17 protein-coding genes and 1 pseudogene are annotated in these 22448 nt (G+C 59.9%); 14 read left to right on the top strand and 4 right to left on the bottom strand.

Features of this window, described 5'->3' with window-relative positions; translation table 11 throughout:
• The first annotated feature begins 53 nt into the window (after window positions 1–53).
• On the top strand, window positions 54–392 hold the full coding sequence (locus tag AGA_RS05825) for a carboxymuconolactone decarboxylase family protein (protein WP_059023447.1): 339 nt from the start codon (window positions 54–56) through the stop codon (window positions 390–392).
• Between the two features lie 35 nt (window positions 393–427).
• On the opposite strand, the gene AGA_RS05820 is transcribed toward AGA_RS05825, so the two are convergent.
• Both AGA_RS05820 and AGA_RS05815 read right to left on the bottom strand, forming a co-directional pair.
• Complete coding sequence (locus AGA_RS05820; protein WP_373319890.1) at window positions 428–994, bottom strand: cupin domain-containing protein; 567 nt, start codon at window positions 992–994, stop codon at window positions 428–430.
• Window positions 995–1111: 117 nt separating this feature from the next.
• The gene (locus AGA_RS05815) at window positions 1112–3307 is read right to left on the bottom strand and encodes a ComEC/Rec2 family competence protein (RefSeq protein ID WP_059023446.1); all 2196 of its coding nucleotides are present in this window, start codon (window positions 3305–3307) and stop codon (window positions 1112–1114) included.
• A gap of 38 nt (window positions 3308–3345) precedes the next feature.
• Here AGA_RS05815 and gltX point away from each other — a divergent pair, with 38 nt between their 5' ends.
• The 10 genes and pseudogenes from gltX (at window position 3346) to AGA_RS05765 (ending at window position 17076) form a co-directional block, all read left to right on the top strand.
• Window positions 3346–4752 (top strand): glutamate--tRNA ligase, encoded by a 1407-nt coding sequence (gene gltX, locus AGA_RS05810; RefSeq protein ID WP_059023445.1) that lies wholly within the window; start codon window positions 3346–3348, stop codon window positions 4750–4752.
• Window positions 4745–5686: an aspartate carbamoyltransferase catalytic subunit gene (locus AGA_RS05805; protein WP_025827260.1), complete on the top strand. Its 942-nt coding sequence runs from the start codon at window positions 4745–4747 to the stop codon at window positions 5684–5686. Before gltX ends, AGA_RS05805 begins: the two co-directional genes overlap by 8 nt.
• Window positions 5683–6975: a dihydroorotase gene (locus AGA_RS05800; RefSeq protein WP_059023444.1), complete on the top strand. Its 1293-nt coding sequence runs from the start codon at window positions 5683–5685 to the stop codon at window positions 6973–6975. The genes AGA_RS05805 and AGA_RS05800 overlap by 4 nt, the downstream gene beginning before the upstream one ends.
• On the top strand, window positions 6972–7652 hold the full coding sequence (plsY, locus tag AGA_RS05795) for a glycerol-3-phosphate 1-O-acyltransferase PlsY (protein WP_059023443.1): 681 nt from the start codon (window positions 6972–6974) through the stop codon (window positions 7650–7652). Before AGA_RS05800 ends, plsY begins: the two co-directional genes overlap by 4 nt.
• Window positions 7649–8863: a DNA-processing protein DprA gene (gene dprA / locus AGA_RS05790; RefSeq protein WP_059024685.1), complete on the top strand. Its 1215-nt coding sequence runs from the start codon at window positions 7649–7651 to the stop codon at window positions 8861–8863. Before plsY ends, dprA begins: the two co-directional genes overlap by 4 nt.
• Window positions 8864–8892: 29 nt before the next feature.
• Entirely contained in the window at window positions 8893–11589 is a 2697-nt protein-coding gene (gene topA, locus AGA_RS05785; RefSeq protein ID WP_059023442.1) for a type I DNA topoisomerase, read from the top strand.
• Window positions 11590–11592: 3 nt separating this feature from the next.
• Window positions 11593–13638, top strand: a complete 2046-nt coding sequence (locus tag AGA_RS05780) for an RNB domain-containing ribonuclease (protein WP_059023441.1) — start codon at window positions 11593–11595, stop codon at window positions 13636–13638.
• A gap of 61 nt (window positions 13639–13699) precedes the next feature.
• A pseudogene (locus AGA_RS14390) lies at window positions 13700–15365 on the top strand (S41 family peptidase).
• A gap of 9 nt (window positions 15366–15374) precedes the next feature.
• A complete protein-coding gene (locus AGA_RS05770; protein ID WP_059023440.1) occupies window positions 15375–15716 on the top strand; it encodes a DUF1491 family protein in 342 nt (113 codons plus the stop codon).
• A 130-nt stretch (window positions 15717–15846) separates the two neighbouring features.
• Window positions 15847–17076 carry an OmpA family protein gene (locus AGA_RS05765; protein ID WP_172793721.1) on the top strand — a complete coding sequence of 410 codons (1230 nt, stop codon included), beginning with the start codon at window positions 15847–15849 and terminating at the stop codon, window positions 17074–17076.
• Window positions 17077–17149: 73 nt separating this feature from the next.
• Here the strand turns inward: AGA_RS05765 and cysK are convergent, their stop codons facing one another.
• On the bottom strand, window positions 17150–18136 hold the full coding sequence (gene cysK, locus AGA_RS05760) for a cysteine synthase A (RefSeq protein WP_059023438.1): 987 nt from the start codon (window positions 18134–18136) through the stop codon (window positions 17150–17152).
• 152 nt (window positions 18137–18288) lie between these two features.
• Between cysK and AGA_RS05755 the strand changes: the two genes are divergently transcribed.
• Window positions 18289–18738: an RrF2 family transcriptional regulator gene (locus tag AGA_RS05755; RefSeq protein WP_059023437.1), complete on the top strand. Its 450-nt coding sequence runs from the start codon at window positions 18289–18291 to the stop codon at window positions 18736–18738.
• Window positions 18739–18826: 88 nt separating this feature from the next.
• Here the strand turns inward: AGA_RS05755 and AGA_RS05750 are convergent, their stop codons facing one another.
• Window positions 18827–19366, bottom strand: a complete 540-nt coding sequence (locus AGA_RS05750) for an Ig-like domain-containing protein (protein WP_059023436.1) — start codon at window positions 19364–19366, stop codon at window positions 18827–18829.
• A gap of 390 nt (window positions 19367–19756) precedes the next feature.
• Here AGA_RS05750 and AGA_RS05745 point away from each other — a divergent pair, with 390 nt between their 5' ends.
• Together AGA_RS05745 and parE are read left to right on the top strand one after the other, a co-directional pair.
• Window positions 19757–20275, top strand: a complete 519-nt coding sequence (locus AGA_RS05745) for a hypothetical protein (RefSeq protein WP_059023435.1) — start codon at window positions 19757–19759, stop codon at window positions 20273–20275.
• 94 nt (window positions 20276–20369) lie between these two features.
• A complete protein-coding gene (gene parE / locus AGA_RS05740; RefSeq protein ID WP_059023434.1) occupies window positions 20370–22394 on the top strand; it encodes a DNA topoisomerase IV subunit B in 2025 nt (674 codons plus the stop codon).
• Window positions 22395–22448 lie beyond the last annotated feature (54 nt).

Here is a 22448-nt window from a genome sequence, read left to right as displayed (position 1 = left end):
AAGTGCTCTGGTGCTGTTCTGGGGTCCATCATACCCATATCGGAGTCCACGTCATGACCGACTGGAACGCTTATCGCGCCAATATGCAAAAAAATGTCAAAACACTGGCCCAATTGACCCCCAATACACTCAAGGGGTTGCAAACGCTGGAAACTCCACTGCCCGAACTGAAGCATCTGGACGCTAAAACGCGTGAGCTCATTGCGCTGGCGGTGGCCGTAACCACCCGATGCGATGGGTGCATTGCCGTCCATTCCGCCGCCGCGCGCAAAGCTGGCGCAAGCAAGGAGGAAATTGCCGAGGCTCTGGGTGTCGCCGTGGCGCTAAACGCGGGCGCGGCCCTCGTTTACTCCAGCCGGGTTATGGAAGCGTTTGACAGCGCGGAGGGCTAAAACCCGCCAAGCGGGTGCGTGCAGCCGGGTGCCTCCTACCTAAAGCGGCAGGGTTGCCCAATGGTGGGCACCTCATCCGTCTGGATCACCAGAAGCTGCACCGGTCCATCCCCCACATTACCGGCGTAGTGCCCAATGCGACCAGCGCCGTCGCGCACGCTCCGCTGGTCCTCGCCGAGCGATATTTCTCCCGGCCCCATGACCACCTTTGTCCCATCCATGGCGGTCACATACCATGACCCGCTCAAGGGAATAATCCACTGGACCTTGGGGTCGGGGTGCCACGTGCCATTCCAATGCGCGGGCTGGACGGTAAAAATCATCTGCGCCGCACCGGGGGTCTGTCGGTCCTGCCATTGAGGCCCAGCCGGGCGCGACATTGTTTTGAGATCAAAATTCCGTATTGGGCATTTGGTCATGTGGCTAATCCCGGATTTATCCGCCCAGTTATGCCAGTACCACATGGTGGGAGCCTGCTCGGCCCGCGCATGGGTCTGAGGCAAAAGCAACGGCAACCCCACAAGCAAACACAAGAGCAGGGCCATAGGCGACTTGCGAGCTTTTCTGGCCAAAACTCCGGGAATAATTGGGGGGATGTCCATGATCAGGCCTTTTATTTATGAGAAGCCAAAAACCTGTTGAGCAAACAGTTAAAAACTCCTGCTCAACGTTCCCTGTCTAGCACTCTACATAACGTGTTTGTCTGACATGCGTTCGCCCTATTCAGCCTGTGCCAAGGGCAGCGTAGGCATACCGTGGCCGCCGGGTTTGAGCACCCACAAGCGTTCTCCCTGTTTTTGCCGGTCGCTGGTCACCCGCACACCATGCGCCAGAAAAACAGCCTGCGCCCCACCACGCCACGCAGAAAAACGATCCAGCCTGACAGGCACATGAGGGCAGGATACCCGAAGCGGGGCAACACTCACCACCGCCGCAGCCTGTGCACACACATCATCCGGCAGGGGAATACGCCCGTCCGATGGATCATGAATGCGCAAAATCACTTCCTGCCCGTAACGCAGCAGAGCGCAGGTACCTGCCACTTCGCTTTCACCACAGAGCAGGCTGCCATCGGCTGTTTCTGCCCTGTTCTCACCTGTGCCGGAAAAATCGGATACAGGCAGAGCCAAAGCCTGCGCCCATGCCGCCTTTAGGGCGCGCTCATCCCGCGCATGCCCCATAACACGCAGGGTGGCCACGTCTTTGACACCCATCAACTGCCCATCCGGGCTGATCAGAATATCAGGTTGCGTCACCAGCCACGGGGTTATGGTGCCTAACAGTACAACGGGCATTCCCCACCACCGCCATGCCCCTCGCCAGAGACACAGCCAGCACAACCCCAGCAAAACGGCAGCCAGCCCCCAACCCGGCATGGCGGGCACGGCAATACGCGCACCCGGCCAGCCAGCCACGCAGTGCGCCAACCACAACACAACGCGCACGCCACCACTCATAAGATGTAAAAACGGCGCATCAACATGCAAAGGCATGGCAACCAGCGCGACCAGCCCCAACGGCATAATCCACAGCGCCATTAACGGCACAGCAACTAGATTGGCCAAAACAAAAAACGGCTGCACAACACCAAAATGCGCCATGACCACCGGTAGAGTGGCCGTGCCAGCTAGCAGGCTGGTCAGCACCAGCATGACGCCATGCCGGGCAAGTGTGTGCTTTGCACCACTCATACCGGAAACCCAGCGTAAGATGCGCAGTTGCAGGGCCTCATACCCCGCCACAAGCGCCATAACCGCTGCCATGGACATTTGAAAAGCCACATCCAGCACAACCTGTGGCGCCACAAGCAGCATAATGGTTGCAGCCAGTGCCAGCCCCCGCATGGACACGGCCCTACGCCCCACCACAAGCCCAAGCACCACAACGCTGGACATCATCCAACTGCGTTCGGCAGGCAGGTGTGCCCCCGTCAGCAGCACATATCCGCCTCCCACCACCCATGCGGTACCTGCGGCAATGGCCTTGCACGGCCACCGGAGGGCCGCATACTCCCACGCTGCCAGCCCCATACGGCAGACCAGCATGGCCGCCCCCATAACAATGCCAAGGTGTAGCCCCGCAACCGCCAGCAGGTGTGCAAGCCCGGATGCGGCAAAGTCCTCCCGCACATTTTGCGGCACAGACTCAGCCCTGCCCGCCAACAGAGTCGCCACAACCGTGCCGGATGAACCGGGCAGAATTTGGCGTATCCGCGCATCCACCCGCTGGCGCAGCATTGTCAGTGCATGTTGATACCCAAATAGTTTCTGCGGCTGACCCGGCTCCACCTGCGCACCTGCCAAGGCATAACCACCGCCAGCCTGACCAGAAAACCATGCTTCGAACTGTTTATCCCGCCCTCCCGGTAAGGCAGGAAAAGGGGGAGGTTGCAAAACCACGCGCACACGCAACCCGTCCCCCGGCGCCACACTCCCCTCGTCCTGCGGTGCAAGGCGGATGCTCAGACTCCGGCGCAGCGGGGCCATGCCGTCATCTACAAAATCATGCAGCACACCATGCGCCAGTGTGACGCGCCGCACCGGTCCTCCCTGCCCAGATAGGGCGGGAAAATAGGCCACATCCTGCACAATGCCCGTAAGCTCAGTGGCCCTACGCGGCAATTCGGGCATGGGGGGCTGACGGTGGGCCGCCAGCCATGCCGCAGCAAACCCAACAGCCAACGCCACGCCTGCACCACCGCCCAGCCGCGCGGCAAGGCTGCCACGCCAATAAAAACAGGCCCCCAAACCCACCACAGCAATGCAGGCAGGCAGCAGTAACCCTGCCCCGTACCCCGGCTCATAGGGCCATACAAAATAGGCCAGAGCCCCCAGCGCCAGCAGCACAGGCCCCCACAGCACAAGCCGCCGGAACTCCCCCTCCAGCAACACCATGACAGACATCGGGTTCAGCATATGGCTCCCTGCGCCCGCGCGTGATAAAGAAACGCCCCATGACGACCATCCGCACACGCTTTGCTCCGAGTCCGACAGGCCTGCTGCATATTGGCAACGCCCGCGCAGCCCTGTTCAACTTCCTCTTTGCCCGTCACCATGGCGGTCAATTCCTCCTGCGTATTGAAGATACCGACCGCGAACGCTCCACCCAACAGGCCGTAGATGTTATTTTTGCGGGACTGGACTGGATGGGCATTACGCCGGACGAGGAACCCGTCTTCCAGTCCACGCGTGAGGCACGCCACCGCGAGGTCGCACTGGAACTGCTTGAAAAAGGTCTGGCCTACAAGTGCTACTGCACGCCAGAAGAACTCAAGCAGATGCGTGAGGACGCCATGAAGAATGGCAAGCCCCCGCGCTACAATGGCCTCTGGCGTGACCGGGACCCGGCCGAAGCCCCCGAAGGCGCTCCTTTTGCCGTCCGCATTAAAGCCCCGCGTGAAGGGGATGCGGTCATTGACGACCTGGTGCAGGGCGAAGTCCGCGTGGCCAATGTGGAACTGGATGACATGATCATCCTGCGTTCCGATGGCACCCCCACCTACCAGCACGCCGTGGTGGTGGATGACCACGACATGGCCATTACCCACGTGATCCGTGGTGATGACCACCTGACCAACACCTTCCGTCAGGCCATGATCTACCGCGCCATGGGCTGGGACCTGCCGCGTTTTGGCCACCTGCCGCTTATCCATGGCCCCGATGGTGCCAAGCTGTCCAAACGCCATGGCGCGCAGTCCGTGGTGGAATTCCGGGATATGGGTTACCTGCCCGAAGCCCTGTGCAACTACCTGCTCCGTCTGGGTTGGGGGCATGGGGATGCGGAAATCCTCTCGCGCGAAGAACAGATCAAGCTGTTCGACATTGATGGTGTGGGCCGCGCGCCCTCGCGCATGGATTACGCCAAGCTCGACCACATCAACGCCGTATGGCTGCGGCAGGCAGATGACGTGCGCCTGACGGATGACGTGATGGAACGCCTGAAAAAAGTTGAAGGCGTTAATGTGGACGAAACCACCCGTGCCCGTGTGCTGGCTCTTATGCCCGGCCTTAAGGAACGCGCACGCACACTGGTTGAACTGACCGAGAATGCCGCCTTCCTTGGCCGCCATGTGCCCCTGCCCATGAACGCCAAGGCCGAAAAGCTGCTTACCCCCGAAGGGCGTGCCCTTTTGGGTGAACTGGCGCGGGATCTGGCCGTGGTGGAACCCTTCAGCCCCGAAAACATAGACACCGCCCTGCGCGCCTTTGCCGAGCGTGGCGGCCACAAGCTTGGTCAGGTTGCCCAGCCGTTGCGCGCAGCCGTAACCGGCTCCAACTCCTCTCCGGGGATTGATGCAACCCTGCAAGCGCTGGGCCGGGATGAAACACTGGCCAGAATAGGAGCCGTCCTGCATGGCTAGCTTTCCCGGCCGCCACACCCGGCATCTGCTCGGGCTGGAGGGCATGACGCCAGACCAGATCGAGCCTTTGCTGGATCTGGCCGAGAGCTATGCCCTGCTCAACCGCTCCCGCAAGGTCCCGCGCGATGTGCTGCGCGGGCGCACCTTGATCAACCTGTTTTTTGAAGACAGTACGCGCACGCGTACCTCCTTCGAACTGGCAGGCAAGCGGCTGGGGGCGGACGTGATCAACATGTCCGTCGCCCAGTCCTCGGTGAACAAGGGGGAAACCCTGCTGGACACCGCAGCGACCCTTAACGCCATGCGTACGGACCTGCTTGTGGTCCGCCACTCCCAGTCGGGCGCACCAGCCCTGCTGGCCCGCAAGGTGGAAGCCTCGGTCGTGAATGCTGGCGATGGCATGCACGAACACCCCACGCAGGCCTTGCTGGATGCGCTGACCATCCGCCGCCACCACGGCACTCTGGGGGGGCTTAAAGTCGCTATCTGTGGGGATGTCGCACATTCCCGCGTGGCGCGCTCCAATATTCATCTGCTCACTACAATGGGCAGTTCCGTGCGCCTTGTGGGCCCGCCCACACTGGTTCCGGGCAACCTCGGCCAGCTTGGGGTGGACATCCACCACAGCATGGAAGATGGCCTGCGTGATGTGGACGTGGTGATGATGCTACGCCTGCAACGTGAGCGCATGTCCTCCGGGCTTATCCCCAGCGCACGCGAATACTTCCGCTTTTTTGGTCTGGACCGCAGGCGGCTGGATCTGGCGCACAAAAACGCGCTGGTCATGCACCCCGGCCCCATGAACCGGGGCGTGGAAATTGACAGCTCCGTTGCCGATTCCGACCAGAGCGTTATTCAGGAACAGGTGGAAATGGGTGTGGCCGTACGCATGGCCGTTCTGGACCGCCTTACACGCAGCAGGCAAACGCCATGACCACCGTTGTTTTTGAAAATGTTCGCCTGATCGACCCCGCCTCCGGGCTGGACCAGCCCGGCCGCCTGCTGGTGCAGGACGGACGGATAGCCAGCATAGACAAACCGGGGGCCGAAGGCAGGCCAGAAGGGGCAACCCATGTGGATGGGCAAGGTGCCGTGCTGTGCCCCGGCCTTGTGGACATGCGCGTAGAAATTGGCGAACCGGGCTACGAGTACCGTGAGACCATAGCCTCCGCCACCCGTGCAGCCTCTGCTGGGGGTATTACCACCATTGCAGTACTCCCCACCTGCAAACCCGCCATAGATAACCCCGCCCTTGTCCGGATGCTCCGCACCCGTGGGGAGGAAACCGGGGCCGTAACCATTCTGCCCTATGGTGCCCTGACCAAAGGGTGCGAAGGAAAGGAACTGGCCGAAATCGGCCTGCTGCACGAAGCGGGAGCCGTGGCCTTTACCGATGGCAACCGCGCCATAGACCCTTCCCGCCTCATGCGGCTGGCACTAGCTTACGCCAGCGGGTTTAACGCCATGGTGGTGCAGCACCCCGAAGACCCATCTCTGGCTGGCTCGGGCTGTGCCACATCTGGCGCACTGGCAACCCGCCTTGGGCTTGCGGGCATTCCCACCGCTGCCGAATCGATTATGATCGCGCGGGACATCCGCTTGGCGGAACTGACCGGGGGCCGCCTGCATTTTGGTCATGTTTCCACAGGGGAAGGACTGGACCTGATCCGTCAGGCCAAGGCGCGCGGGCTGAACGTAACCTGCGATACAGCCCCCCCTTATTTTGACCTGAACGAAAACGCGATTGGCGATTTTAGAACCTACGCCAAGTTCTCTCCCCCATTGCGGAGTGAGGCCGACCGGCTGGCCGTCTGCGCGGCGCTGACTGATGGCACGATTGACGCCATTGCCTCCGACCATCACCCAAGAGATGCGGACGACAAACGCCTGCCGTTTGCACAGGCCGCAACCGGCGGCACAGGCATGGTTACCCTGCTGGGCGTAACGCTGGCCCGTGTGCATGATGGTACGCTGACCTTGCCACAGGCTCTAGCACTCCTGACCCACCGCCCTGCTAACCTGCTGGGCGTGGAGGCGGGCACTCTGGCTATGGGCGCGCAGGCGGACCTTTGCCTGTTTGCCCCGGACCAGAGTTGGCTGGTCACCGCTGGCAAACTCCCCGGTCGCGCGCAGAACACACCGTTTGACCGCCGCCCATTAGAAGGCCGCGTGCTGGGCACATGGAAGGCTGGTCAGCGCGTGTATGAGGCAGACGCGGCATGACCGAGCAGCTCCCCTCCTACATTCTGTGGCTTATGGCGGCTATGGCATTCATGGGGTACGCCCTTGGAAGCGTACCGTTCGGGCTGATCCTGACCAACATTGGTGGCGCAGGAGACCTGCGCAAGATCGGGTCTGGCAATATTGGAGCCACCAATGTGCTGCGCACCGGCCGTAAGGATCTGGCCGCAGCCACACTGGGGCTGGACGCGGCCAAAGGGTTTCTGGCGGTTCTGATCGCATGGGTCATGACATCGCCCGATTTTTCGGACCGCACTGCGTCCCTCGCGGCACTGGCGGCTGTGGTTGGGCATTGTTTCCCCATTTTTCTGGGTTTTCGTGGTGGTAAGGGTGTTGCAACCGGGTTGGGTGCATTGCTTGCCCTCTCCCCCATTACGGGGTTGATCGGCTGTGCCGTCTGGCTAGGGGTTGCCAAGGCTTCCCGCATTTCCTCCGCTGGTGCTCTGGCGGCGTTTGTGGTCATGCCCGTGGTTATTCTGGCCCTGTATGGATTTTCTTTTCAGAGCAGCCCCAAGCCTATGGCCACATTGCTGATCAGCCTGCTGGTCATTGCCCGGCACCATGAAAACATTGGTCGTATCCTGCGGGGAACCGAGTCCCGCATTGGCCAGAAAAAAACTGACCAGCCATTTTGTTCACCCCAGCCCACCAAGGCATAAACGACTTGCGTGCAGCCCTCCGGCTGGCACGCACGGAGCAGGTAGGGCCGCGCACATGGCAGCGGCTGGTAGCACAGTATGGTTCGCCCGCCGCAGCGCTGGACGCCCTCCCCGGTCTGCCTGTGCGTGGGCGCACCAAGCCTTCCATCCCCTCAGCGGACAGCATTGAACGGGAAATAGAGGGCACGCTCGCATTAGGCGGCCAGTTTTTAACCCTGCTGGACCCGGACTACCCGGCCCTTTTACGCCACATCCCCGATGCTCCGCCCGTGTTGAGTGTTCTGGGCGATGCGGCCTGCCTACACCAGCCCGGCATAGGCATTGTGGGAGCCCGCAATGCCTCCGCACAAGGGTTGCGGCTGGCGGAAAGCCTTGCAACAGAATTGGCCGACTCCGGCTTGACCGTTATTTCCGGTCTGGCGCGGGGCATTGATAGTGCGGCCCACAAAGGCGCGCTTTACAGGCAGGGGCTGACCATTGCCGCCATAGCCGGTGGGCTGGATTGTCCCTACCCTGCACAGAACGCCACCTTACAGGCACACATAGCGCAGATGGGGGCCGTTATTACCGAAGCCCCCCTTGGCACAGCCCCTCAGGGCCGCCATTTTCCGCGCCGGAACCGGCTTATTGCGGGGCTTGCCCTTGGCTGTGTTGTTGTGGAGGCGGCCCCCCATTCCGGCACATTAATCACTGCCCGTATGGCGGCAGATTATGGGCGTGAGGTGTTTGCCGTACCCGGCTCCCCTCTGGACCCACGGTGCCGGGGCAGTAATGACCTGCTGCGCAAAGGCGCTATTCTGACCGAACGCGCCGCTGATATTCTGCCCCATATTGCCTTGCCCAGCCCCGAATACTCATCTGCGGGTCTGTCAAAGACAAAATCCACGCTGGACCTATTTGCATCTCTTCCACCCCTTAAAAGCGATGCAGAAGCTCATACGAATTCCAAAAAATACGATTTAAATCAAAGCATTAAAGATAAACTCTCCCCTTCCTCCCCTGCGTCGAACCCCAGCGCAGACCCCGGCAGGCAACTGCTTGACCTTCTATCCTTTACACCCGTAGCTGTTGACGATCTTATAAGGCGCTGCCAGTTCTCGGCTTCTGTCGTTCTGGCCGCGCTCACCCAGCTTGAGCTGTCAGGTCAGGTGACCACCTATCAGGATGGTCGCGTTGGGCTAACTAACGGGCAGGCAGAAACGAGTAGGTAAGTGCTGCTTCCGGGCAGGTCGGAGAGAGTATGACTGACGTTGTTGTGGTCGAAAGCCCAGCCAAGGCTAAAACGATCAACAAATATCTGGGCGATGGTTACACGGTGCTTGCATCGTTTGGGCATGTGCGTGACCTCCCACCCAAAGACGGGTCTGTCCTGCCGGACGAAGGCTTTGCCATGAAGTGGCAGGCCGATGAACGCGGTACAAAGCAGGTTGCCGCCATCATCAAGGCGCTCAAAGGTGCGCGGCACCTCTACCTTGCCACTGACCCGGATCGGGAGGGCGAGGCTATTTCGTGGCATGTGCGCGCCATGCTGGAGGAGCGCAACGCGCTCAAAGGCGTGGACGTGCAGCGCGTTACGTTTAACGAAATTACCAAAAGCGCCATCAAACACGCCATGGCGCACCCGCGCGACCTCGATTTTCCGCTAATCGAGGCCTATCTGGCCCGGCGCGCGCTGGACTATCTAGTAGGCTTTACCCTCTCCCCCGTGCTGTGGCGCAAGCTGCCCGGCTCGCGCAGTGCCGGGCGCGTGCAGTCCGTTGCCCTGCGCCTGATCTGTGAGCGCGAGGCGGAGATTGAAGTCTTTAAACCGCGTGAATACTGGAGCGTAACGGCATCGCTGCTTACGCCGGGCAACGCGCCTTTTACCGCACGCCTGACCCACCTGAACGGCAAAAAGCTCGACCAGTTTGACCTTGGCAATGCCGAGCAGGCCGAAGCTGCCAAACGCGCGGTGGAAGCAGAAGAACTGAGTGTTCGCTCCATTGAGCGGCGCAAGGTCCGGCGTAACCCGCAGCCACCGTTTACCACCTCCACTTTGCAGCAGGAGGCATCGCGCAAGCTGGGTATGAGTGCCCAGACCACCATGCGCACTGCCCAGCAGCTCTACGAAGGTATGGATCTGGGTGGGGAAACGGTCGGCCTGATCACCTATATGCGAACCGATGGTGTGACCATGGCGCAGGAGGCCGTACACGCCATACGCAGCCATATTGGCAGCAAAATTGGCGCAGACTACGTGCCCGCCCAGCCTCGCCACTACACATCCAAAGCCAAAAATGCGCAGGAAGCGCATGAGGCCATTCGCCCCACGGATATTTCCCGCACGCCCGAATCGGTCGCCCGCCACCTGAACAACGACCAGCGCCGCCTGTACGAACTGGTGTGGAAGCGCGCAGTGGCCAGCCAGATGGAATCGGCCACGCTGGATCAGGTTGCTGTGGATATTGCTGGCCCCTCCGGCCAGACGGTGCTGCGTGCCAATGGCTCGATCATCACCTTTGACGGTTTTCTCAAGCTCTACCGTGAAGGGCGGGATGACACCGAAAAAGCAGCGGATGACGAATCCCGCATGCTCCCCCCCATGCATGAGAAAGACCCGCTCAAGCGGGAAGGCGTGGAGGCCGAGCAGCACTTTACCCAGCCGCCCCCACGTTATTCGGAAGCATCGCTGGTCAAAAAAATGGAAGAACTGGGCATTGGCCGTCCCTCGACCTACGCCTCCATCCTGACCGTTCTGCAAGACCGTAGTTACGTCCAGCTCGAAAATAGACGGTTTGTGCCAGAAGCCCGCGGGCGGCTGGTAACTGCCTTCCTTGTGTCCTTCTTTGAACGCTATGTGGACACGGGCTTTACCGCCAGTCTAGAAGAGCTTCTGGACGATATTTCAGACGGGCAGGCCCAGTGGAAGGAAGTTCTGGCGTCCTTCTGGAACGACTTTTCCAAAGCGGTGGGTGACACCAAGGAACTGACCATTACCGACGTGCTGAATGCACTCGACAAGGATCTTGGTCCGTTCTTCTTCCCCCCCCGCGCGGATGGCTCGGACCCAAGGCATTGCGCATCCTGCGGTACGGGGCGACTTGGCCTCAAACTGGGGCGTTATGGTGCCTTTATTGGCTGCTCGAATTACCCCGAGTGCCAGTACACCCGCCGCCTGACCGCCGACAGCGCCGAAGATGGCGATGGAAGCGGCGCGCTCAAGGACGGTATGCGCCTGCTGGGCCAGCACCCGGAAACGGGAGAGGATATTACGGTTCGTCAGGGGCCGTGGGGCCTGTATGTGCAGCAGGGAGAACCCGACCCTGCGGACAAAAAAGCCAAACCCCGCCGCGCCTCTCTGCCAAAGGGTATGGACGGAGCCAGTATTACGCTGGATCAGGCTGTTGGTCTGCTCTCGCTCCCTCGCCTTGTGGGGCTGCACCCCGAAACGGGCGAGCCCATAGAGGCCGGTCTGGGCCGGTTTGGCCCCTACGTTAAAATGGGTGCAGTCTATGGCTCGCTCGACAAGGATGATGATGTCCTGACCGTAGGGCTGAACCGTGCTGTTGATGCACTGGCCAAAAAACTGGCCTCCATCCGTAATCTGGGTAACCACCCCAAGGATGGAGAACCTGTGATGGTGCGCAAGGGCCGCTTTGGCCCCTATGCACAGCATGGGCAGGTGGTTGCCACCCTGCCACGCGGCACAGATATGGATGCGGTCACGCTTGATGAGGCCGTAGCCCTGCTGGCAGACAAGGGCAAACCGCTCAAAGCCAAGGCTGGCGCCAAAAAGACGACGGCCAAGAAAAAAGCAGCCCCCAAAACGGCAACCAAGACAACAGCCAAAAAAACAACCAAGGCCAAAACAGCAGCCACTACGGAAGACGATAAACCTGCCGCCAAGCCCAAGGCCCGCAAGACCACAACAACAACACGTAAGAAAAAGGCTGAATAACCCATGTCTGGCAGGTCTGAAGTTGCTGCCCTTCCTTCCAGCGCAGCACTTCGGGCCTTCCTGCTGGACGGGGTCGCCCCTGTAGGGCTGACAGATATTCTCAGGGCATTCGGCCGCCCCGTGCGGGACAAGGCCCGCCTCAAAGCCATATTGCACGATATGGCTTTGAGTGGCGCTTTGCTGGACCTGCCTGCAGGACGCCTCAAAACATCCATAGGGCTGCCAGAAACCGCACGGGTGCGCATAACCCACATCCGCATGGATGGAACGCCCTGCGGCATCATGGCCGATGACCCAGCAGCAGCCTCGGTCCTGCTCCAGACACTGGCACCCGGCTTGCCCTTTCCCCTCCCCGGAGATACGGTTCTGGCACGTCTGCGCCCATCCTGCGGGAACCGCCGCCGGGAGGCACGGGCAGAACGCCTGCTGGCCAGAACGTGCGAAACACTGGCCTTTGCCCGTGCGCTTGACCCTAACGGCACGCCCATGGACCAGTTATGGGCCTGCAACCCGCAAATTTCTGGAACATTCTCTTTGGCCGAACCGGGCCAGTATGCTCTGCCGGAACCGGGAGAAGTTGTACTGGCAACCTTACGCCTCATGCCCGATGGCGCCCTTGCTGTGGACAAGCCTGCTCCGTATGGACATGCGGCGCAAGCTGGTATGCCCAGCCAGTTAAGCCTGCTGACGCATGACGTGCCGACCTGTTTTTCCAGCGCGGCAGAGCAGGAAGGCCAACGCATTGCAGACCTTGCAGCAGCCCTACAAAACCAGCCTGCCCCCGACAACCGGCGGGACCTGCGGAACCTCCCCCTGATAACGCTGGATGATGACACAGCGCAGGATTTTGACGATGCCATATGGGCGGAGCCAACCGAGGCAGGTTTTCACCTCATCGTCGCCATTGCAGATGTCAGCCACTACGTTCCCACAGGGTCGGCGCTGGACACGGATGCACGCTTGCGAGGCACCTCGCTCTATTTACCCGACCGCGTGGTGCCCATGCTCCCGCCTAGCCTGTCGGCCAATGCCTGCTCACTCCTACCGGGGCAGGACCGGCTTTGCCTGTTTGCGGATATTTCCATAACGCATGATGGAGAAATACTGCACGGCACGATCGGCCAAGGCATCATGCAGAGCGCAGCCCGCCTGACCTACCGTGATGCGCAGGATGCGCTGGACGGTAACCCGCTCCCACCCGCACATCCCATCCATGCACTTCCTCCTACCTTGCTGGGTACACTACAGGCTGCGGGCCGTGCTTTGGATAACGCTGCAACCAAACGCGGAGTCATGCGTTTGGAAGAAGATGCCTGGGCCATCACCTTCCACCCTGATGGGCAGCCTGCTGCCTTTTTACCGCGTGAACGCTTTGCAACCCATGATCTGGTTGCCAGCTTCATGATTGCTGCAAACGCGCTTGCAGCCGAAACCGCTTATAATAATCGGCTCCCAGTCCTGTTCCGGGTTCATGCGGCCCCTAGCGCGGCGCACCCCCGCCCCGCCGCGCGTTATAGCACCGTAGCGGGCCGCCATAATGGCCTTGGTCTGCCTTTATATACGCACTTCACCAGCCCAATCCGACGTTATGCCGATCTGGTGGCGCATAGAGCCATCAGCGCATGGTGTGGTGGTGGCCGCCCAACGGGTTCCGATGTGGCCTGCGCGCCACTCTCCGGGCAGGATTGCTCTTTGGCATCGCACCTTAATTTTACCGAACGCCGTGCGACCAGAAGCACGCAGGACTGCCAAAACCGGCTGGCGGCGGCCTTTCTCACGCCTCTTATAGGGCAAAACGTGAACATCCATGCCACCACAACAACACGGCAAGGCCTCTGTGTGCGATTGACGAAAACAGGAACTCCGTCTTTGCTGCCTTGGTCTGCTTTTCCGGATTGCGCAAGGATGAATGACGACTCGCTGTACGGCAGCATTGCTGCCCGCCACACGCCCCATACCCAGAGCGGGGCGCTGCTTAAGGCAGTTCTGCTGGCAACCTGTCCGGCGCGTGGCGTGTCCGTACTGGCGTCCCCTACCCATGCGTGCTGAACTCCCGTTCCGCTACTATGTTCGCGCCATTGTGCAGCATCAGTTGCACTTGCCCGGAGTCATGCTGGCCATCCTGCTCCTGTGTCAGCCAACACCCCTGCACGCCCAAAGCAGCAGCGGACCAGCCGTGCCCAACCCGCCCCCGGCAACCCCCCAACCTGCGCCAACCACTGCGGATGCGACCGTTGCGCCCCCAAGCGCGGCAAACCCGCCATCACAGCCAGATGCCCCGCCCCCTCCGCAGCCTCCGGCTGTGGATATGCCCTTGGTGCATTCTGTTATTGCGACAGCTCTGGAATTTTTGGGTCCTCGCACACTTGAGCCTCATAGCAGCAGGGACTTTACCCTATGGGGGCTTGGGTGCCTGACTGCGCTGGACCCTACGCTAACCTTCGATTCCCGTGGGGCTAACATTCAACTGCTGGCTGGCCCCCAACCCCTGCTCTCCCGCACCGCCCCCCTGCGGACAGCACGGATGAATGGGCCAAACTGGCGACCGATTTTCTGGAAGCGGCACGCGCCCACTCCACAGCCGTACACGCCGCCGAGCGTGATGATCTGTTGCAGGCGTTTTTTGATGAGCTGTTCAACCATCTGGACCCCTACTCCCGCTACATAGGCCCGTCTTCCGCCAGCACGGACCGCGAGGCCCGAACCGGGGGGAAGCCGATGCAGGCATCACACTGGCCCAGAACGGGCGGTATATTGTGGTGTCCGCCATTAACGCGAACGGCCCTGCATGGACGTCGGAAATTGATACCGGCGACCGGGTGCTTGCCGTCAACAGCCAGTCCACAACCGGTCAGTCTGCCGCCACGGTCACGGAGTGGCTTCGCGGGCCGGAGGATAGCGCTCTTATGCTACGCCTGCTGTCCCCCGGGCAGCGCCGTGCGCATACAGTCACCCTACGGCGCGCCAAAGTGCCGCCAGAAACCGTGTTCGCCTTTGTTAGCGGCCCCATTGTGGTGCTGCGCGTTACTGCTTTTTCCTCCGACACTGCGGAGGAAATGAGCCAGTATCTGGATCAGGCAACGCAGGACAAAAATTTGCGTGGCCTCATCATAGATCTGCGCGGCAACAGGGGGGGCGTGCTGCAACAGGCGGTAACCGCTGCGGCCCTGCTGCTGGACCACGGTGTGGCCGCTGTAACCAGTGGGCGCGACCCGCAATCCAACCATATATGGGCTGTACAGGGTGGCGACATGACCAACGGTCTGCCCATTGCCGTTCTGGTGGATGGCCGCACCGCCAGTGCGGCAGAAATTCTGGCCGCAGCACTGGCCGACCACCGACGCGCCGTTGTCATTGGCAGCGCCACATTGGGCAAAGGGCTGGTGCAGACCGTGGCCCAACTGCCGGATGAGGGAGAACTGTTTGTGACGTGGAGCCGTGTCATTGCGCCCCTGCACTGGCCCCTGCAGGGGCTGGGGGTGATGCCGCAGGTCTGCACCAGTCTGGGCGAAGCCGATACCAACCGCGCCCTGCATACGCTTGCCAGTGGCAGGCTGGCCAACCAGGCCGCCATAACAGCCTCCCGCGCAGCCCGTTACCCGCTTACGGTTCCCAATATTCTGGCCATTCGCAAGGCCTGCCCGGCTGCACTGGGTAATGACCGCGACATTAGTGTCGCACGGGACCTTATAAACCATCCGGCATGGTACAAGACTGCCATCGCAGCCATTCCGGACGATGCAGCTCCCGCCGCACAGCTTTCCGCCGCACCATAAAGGCCTGATATGACATCCCCCCCACGCCTGCGTACCGACCTTGTCGCCCGTGCCCTGCTCCGCCAGTCCGGGCTGGATGGACGCTCGGCCATGCTGCTGCGTAAAGGAGACCCCGATGCAGGAGGGATTCTAGTTGTGCTGGCCGGACGCAACGGAGATGGCGTCGTCCTATCCCAGACCCGCACAGCGGAGGGAGAGGCCGCATGGCTCCGTGGTACAGGTACAACCCCAGTCCCTGCTGACCAGATTCAGGCCTATGTTGACCGACAACTCAAATACGACCCTGATTTATGGGTGCTGGAAATTGAATCTTCAGATTTCAGCCCTCCGTTTGAAGCAATACTGATCTGACAAGAAAGGTAGGTATTGTGGCTTAACCCACACGCCTGCGGTATTTATGACGCATAAAAACCACAACTTTGGGAAAAGTCTGGCTTCTGCCTGTTGCGTCATACACAACTTTACAGCAAAGAAAGCAGGCATGTGTGCCCTCGTACCATCAAACGCCATACGTGATGTATCGCACAACCTTTGCCACAGCAGGGAGAAGACCATGAAGCCGCGCCGGATACTGCTTGCGCAAACGCTGCTTTCTGCGCCGCTTGCGGCGGGCCTCCTGCTGTCGGCCGTCTCCGTGCATGCACAGCCTGTTCAGGGGCTTTATATTGCTGGAGAGGGTGGTGCCTCCCTTAACCAGGACCAGCGCGTCAAAAGCACGGCCAACTTCCCGGATGGCCGGGACCGCTGGAAGACTGGCGCTGTTGGAATCGGCTCGGTCGGCTGGGGCCTTGGCAACGGTTTCCGTGTTGAGGTCGAAGGCGACTACCGCAACATGGATTACAATCGCCTTGTAACCAACACCATGGCGACAAAGGGAGACGGCCGCCGCCAGACCTATGGCGTCATGGTCAACGCCCTGTTTGATCTGGATATTGGCAAGCCGTGGCTGTTCCCCTACTTCGGGGCGGGTGTTGGCTATGGGTGGACATCCACCAATGCCTCACTCATTGGCCACAATGCTTCTGGCGGTGTCACATCGCAGCATATTGGCGGCACCTACGGCAACGCCACCTATCAGGGCATCTTTGGTCTTTCCTTCCCCGTTCCGTGGGTTGTTGGCCTGTCTGCCACGGCGGAATACCGGTTCTGGACCATGTTTGGCCCGCAGTCCCACACCGTGACTTCCACGGGCAATATTGGTGGAACACAGGCGCTGGCTGGGACAGAGACCATAAGCGGCAGCCATAAGACCGTCACAGACTTCAACCATTCCATGATGCTTGGGTTGCGTTACGAATTTAACCCCGCACCGCCTCCGCCTCCACCTGCCGCAGCTTCCGTGGCTCCCGCCCCGCTGGCGGCACGCAGCTATCTGGTCTTTTTTGACTGGGACAAAACGGAGCTGACGGACAGAGCGCGTTCCATTGTGAACGAAGCTGCACAGGCCGCAGCCCATGTAGCCCTGACCCGCATTACCGTCTCTGGTTACACGGATAACTCATCCGCTCATCCGGGCGAAAAAGCGGGTGAGGAATACAACATGAAGCTCTCAATCCGCCGCGCAACGGTTGTTAAAGCCGAGCTGATGCGTGACGGGATTGCAGGGTCCACCATTGATATTCATGGCTACGGCGATACCCACCCACTGGTGCAGACTGGCCCGAACACCAAGGAAGCCCAGAATCGGCGCGTGGAAATTATTTTCCGTTAATTGGCAGTCTTGTCTGCCCCTAAAAAAGCCCGCCAGTAAGGCGGCTTTTTTTATGCCTCGTGCCCGCAGGTGCCTACAGACCAGAGAACAGAGATGTGGAGAGGTAACGCTCTGCAAACGATGGCGCTATGGCAACAATGGTCTTGCCTTCATTTTCCTTTTTCCGCGCCAGCAGCAAAGCAGCATGGAGTGCCGCCCCGGAGGAAATACCAACGGGAATACCATCTATCCGCGCACACCGGCGGGCAGCAGCAATCGCCTCGCGTTCAGAAACAGTCAGCACACCATCCAGAGACTTGAGGTGCAGTGTTGCCGGGCAAAAACCCGGACCAATGCCCTGAATACCGTGAGGACCGGGCTCATCACCATTCAGAATAGCGCTTTCTGCCGGCTCCACACCAAAGACCTGAATCCCCTTACGCCGGGGTTTAAGGGCTTCTGCAATGCCTGTGGCGGTACCACCTGTGCCTACACCAGCCACAATAATATCGACCTTGCCAGCCGTATCTTCCCAAATTTCTTCTGCCGTAGTCGCTGCATGAACGGCCGGGTTTGCCGGATTATCAAACTGGTCAGGCATCCAGGCATCTGGTGTTTCGGCCAGAATTTCATTCGCGCGGGCAATAGCGCCTGCCATGCCAAGGCGCGCCGGGGTCAGTTCCACCTGCGCATCCATCAACCGCACCATACGACGGCGTTCTATGGAGGCCCCTTCTGGCATGGTCACAATCAGCCTATAGCCACGCGCGGCGGCAACAAAAGCCAGAGAAATACCCGTATTGCCCGAGGTCGGCTCCACCAGCAGCGTCCGGCCCGGAACAATCTTGCCCTTGCGCTCGGCATCCAGCACCATGGCCGTGCCGATTCTGTCCTTGACTGAACCGAGCGGGTTAAAAAATTCCAGCTTCAGCAGCACCCGGCTTGTCAGTTTATCTTCGTTCGTAATACGCGGCAGTGCGACCAGAGGTGTTCCACCCACCACATTCAAAACCGAGTCGTAAACTCTCCCACGAGGTGCTGCAAAGCCGTATCCCCCGTTATCGTGCGTTGTTGATGGCATTTGGTCCCTACCTGAACTGTTTATCTGTTCAACAGTCTTATAATACGAATTTCCAACGTAGATAAACAGGCATTCCCCTGCTATAAGCACTCAACACAGCAAGGCTGGCACCGCATAGGCCAGACCGTAAGCAAGCAGGAAGGACCTCGAGCATGATTCTTCGTCGTGACAGAGCAATGACCGCTGTTCTCATCATGCTGGACGTTGCTTTCCACGCGGGACGCTCCAACGCAGTCAGTGCTGCGGATATTGCCGAGCGCTCTGGTCTGGCGCGCCGGGGAATTGAACCATTGCTTCAGGCTCTCTCACGCTCTGGACTGCTGGAAAGCATTCGCGGCCCCCGTGGAGGTTACCGGCTGGGTCGCCCCCGGCGCGATGTCTCCCTGATTAACATTATTGAAGCTGTTCTGAACGATGACTCCGAAGGCAGCGAAGGCCCTAAAGGCCCGCTCTTTCACAAGGTTATTGAACCCTGCTGGAGTGAGTTTGATACTAAGCTGACGGAACAGATGCGCCAGACCACGCTGGACGAACTGGTCCGTCAGGCGGAAGAAGCCGGGCTCAAACGGCCACAAAGCGAGCCTATCACGTTTTCCATCTGACCTTTAGTGTTTGCCCGTTTCAACGGGCATAAAAAAAGCGGTGCCGCATTAAACGACACCGCTTTTTTTGCAAGCCTGTAACGGCTGCTCAGTTTTTGCTGGCTTTAGCCGGGCGGGAAGCCCGCTTGGTTACAGCTTTCTTTTCCGGTTCTGCCGGAGTGGGAGCCGTAACAGCCGGGTGTGGAACAAACACACCAGTTGCGTCCACCTGAGCGGTTACCGTCAGACGGGTACGCTGCTGCCCCGGACCGGGAATAAGAATAACCGTAAACTTGTCCTGTCCTGCATAGCCCTGTGTGGGCGTGTAGGTTACGTGCGTGTCGTTATCCAGCGTGTAGAGGAACGCCTTGCCATGCTCGGGGGCGGGCGCCACACCAAAAGACAGGTAGGGTTTGCCATTGGGCTGGGAGACAAGCACCTCGCACAGCCCGTCATCCGAGCGGACCGTCATGGTGGTGGAAAGCTGGCCGTCAGCCTCTTTCTTGATGGGGGTTGTGCTGCACACGGCAGACCTTTTGAGATACCCAAACGGATTGGGAGATCCGACATGAACAGGGCCCACGGTTGTCGCGCAGCCGGCAAGCATGCCAGCAGTTAGCGTCAGCCCGGCAATTCCTCGTAAGCGCACTCCACAGCTCCGCTTCATTCTTGTTAATACAACCATAAACCCAGCGCGTTCCATATTGGTTAAAGGGTTGGGCCTACCCACCGGCAAAGCCAGCACGGCACGCCATACGCTGCATGAGTCGTCATTGCCTTTAAATCATCCCGCTACAGGAAGAAAGGGGCACTGACAGCTCCTTTTGGCACCCCTGCCTCTCTGTTTACAGGCAGGTCGGGGTAAAAACATCGTTTTGCCACAACACAATTCTACCGCAGCAGGGGCAAGACATGGCGATGTATGCGTTATCCGACCATGTGCCCCCTGCCTGGAAATGACGGTATGACAAATTAAGCCGTTTCTTTCCTGCCCGAATAGGCTATTGCGTTCAGCAGCATCTGTCGGAGGTCCTACCGTATGTTCCTTTCCCGTCTTTTTGCCGCGGGTGTTCTTACCGCAGGCGTTCTGCATGGTTCCGTTACTTTTGCCGCCAGTCCGTGCGGCCATTCCCCCGCGCATGAAGCATTCAACGTGCAGGGCCTTAAAAGCGAGCTGATGGTTACGGCCCTCTCCTGCAGTGCGCAGGATCGCTACAACGCGTTTGTCGCCAAGTTCCGCACAGTTCTGCTGAATGAGGAAGACAAGCTGAACGGCTATTTCCGCTCCACCTACGGCCGCAGCGCCCAGCGTGAGCATGATGACTACATTACCCAGCTCGCCAACGTGCAGTCCGAGCGCGGGTTGCAGTCTGGCACCATCTTCTGCCAGCAGCGCATGTCCATGTTTGATGAAGTGAACGCTCTGGATAATGGAGAAGACCTCTCCAACTATTCCGATGCCAAGGATGTGATCCAGCCTGCATCGTTCGAAACCTGCGCCGCACCGACCACAACACGCGCACCCGCACGCCGCCGGACAACCCACAAGGCCGCGTAATGACCAGCAACCGCAGGCGGCAGAGAGGGCTTTTAATGCTCCAGCCGCCTCTGGTGCTTGACGAATCAACGCCAAAGCGGGACAGACTTCCCGCATGAGCGATCTGTTTTCCGCCCCCACACCGTCCCGCAAATCCGCCAGCGCCTCGGCCCGCTCCAAAGGGCCGGAGAACGATGCATATGACGCCAGCGCCATTGAGGTGCTGGAAGGGCTGGAGCCTGTTCGACGCAGGCCCGGCATGTATATTGGCGGAACAGATGAGGGTGCTCTGCACCATCTGGCGGCGGAAATTATTGATAACGCAATGGATGAGGCCGTAGCAGGCCACGCCACAACCATTGACGTGCATCTGGCGCCGGACAACCGGCTCTCCGTCCGCGATAATGGTCGGGGAATTCCCGTTGACCCCCATCCCCGTTTTCCCGACCGCTCGGCGCTGGAAGTCATTCTGACCACCCTGCACGCGGGTGGTAAATTTTCTGGCAAAGCCTATGCCACATCAGGCGGATTGCATGGCGTTGGGTCATCCGTGGTTAATGCCCTGTCTTCGCGCATGGATGTGGAAATCGCGCGGGACCGTACCCTGTGGCAACAATCCTACGAGCGCGGTAAACCCGTAACTGCGTTGGAAAAAGCCGGAGCCGCCCCCAACAGACGCGGCACGCAGATTACATTCCAGCCTGACCCGGAAATTTTTGGCACGCACGTTTTTGTACCGTCCCGGCTGTATAAGCTCTGCCGCTCCAAAGCCTTCCTGTTCCGTGGTGTGACCATCCGGTGGTCGTGTGACCCGTCTTTGATCAAAACCGGGGATGACTCCCCGACGGAGGCTGTTCTCCACTTCCCCGGTGGGTTGGCAGACAGTCTGGCGGATGAACTTGGCCCCAACGCCCCCCTACTGACCCCATTCTGGTCTGGGGAGGCCCCCCTGCCGCCACAGCCCGATGGTACGGATAATGGCAAGGTGGAGTGGGCTGTCGCTTTTCTGGAAAGTGGTGCGGCCTCGCTGATCTCATACTGCAACACCATTCCGACTCCGCAGGGTGGCACGCACGAAACCGGTTTTCGTAATGCACTGCTCAAAGGTTTGCGGGCATGGGGCGACCAGAGATCCATAAAAAAAGCAGCCAGCATTACGGCCGAAGACATACTGGGGATGATTGCGGCGCGCCTGTCCGCTTTTATTCGTGACCCGCAGTTTCAGGGCCAGACCAAGGAAAAACTGACCACAGCAGCGGCCAGCAAACTGCTGGAAACAGCCCTGCGTGACCGGTTTGACCACTGGCTTGCCCAGAACCCGCCACAGGCCGATGCGCTGCTCAATTTTGCCATTGAACGGGCAGAAGAACGCCTGCGCCGCCGTGAGCAAAAAGACACGCCGCGCAAAAGTGCGACCCGCCGCCTGCGGCTGCCCGGCAAGCTGACAGACTGCACCAAGGAACATGCACCGGACACCGAAATTTTTCTGGTGGAAGGGGACTCGGCTGGCGGCTCCGCCAAACAGGCCCGTAACCGCGAGACACAGGCTGTACTGCCCCTGCGCGGCAAAATTCTGAACGTGGCCAGCGCCACAACAGAAAAACTCCGCGCCAATCAGGAGCTACGCGACCTGATTGAAGCACTGGGCTGTGGGTCGGGGGACCGATTCGAACTCGCCAAGCTGCGCTATGGCCGCGTCATTATCATGACTGACGCAGACGTGGACGGCGCGCACATTGCTTCGCTACTCATGACGTTCTTCTACCGTGAGCTGCCAGAACTTATTCGCAATGGACATCTCTATCTGGCCCAGCCGCCACTGTACCGCCTAACGCAAGGTGCCCACAGCGTTTACGCCATGGACGATGCCGACCGCGAACGCAAAATGGCGGTTCTGACAAAAAAACGAGGCAAGATTGATGTCTCCCGCTTTAAAGGTCTGGGCGAAATGCCTCCGGCAGACCTGAAGGAAACCACAATGGACCCTCGCAGCCGCACGCTGCTGCGTGTGGTTGCTCCGCCAGAAGACCGATTGAGCACGCGTGAGCGGGTGGAAAGCCTGATGGGCCGCAAGCCGGAACTCCGCTTTGCCTTCATTCAGGAACACGCCCGTTCGGTTGATGAACTGCTGGACATCTGACCGGACTCCGTCCTCTGGAGCGGTTCCTATCAGCCGGTCAGCCGTAAAGTGATC

This window comes from Acetobacter ghanensis (assembly GCF_001499675.1).
Taxonomy (GTDB): domain Bacteria; phylum Pseudomonadota; class Alphaproteobacteria; order Acetobacterales; family Acetobacteraceae; genus Acetobacter; species Acetobacter ghanensis.
Note: the sequence above shows the minus strand (reverse complement) of the source record. Positions and strands in the feature narration are given on the sequence as shown.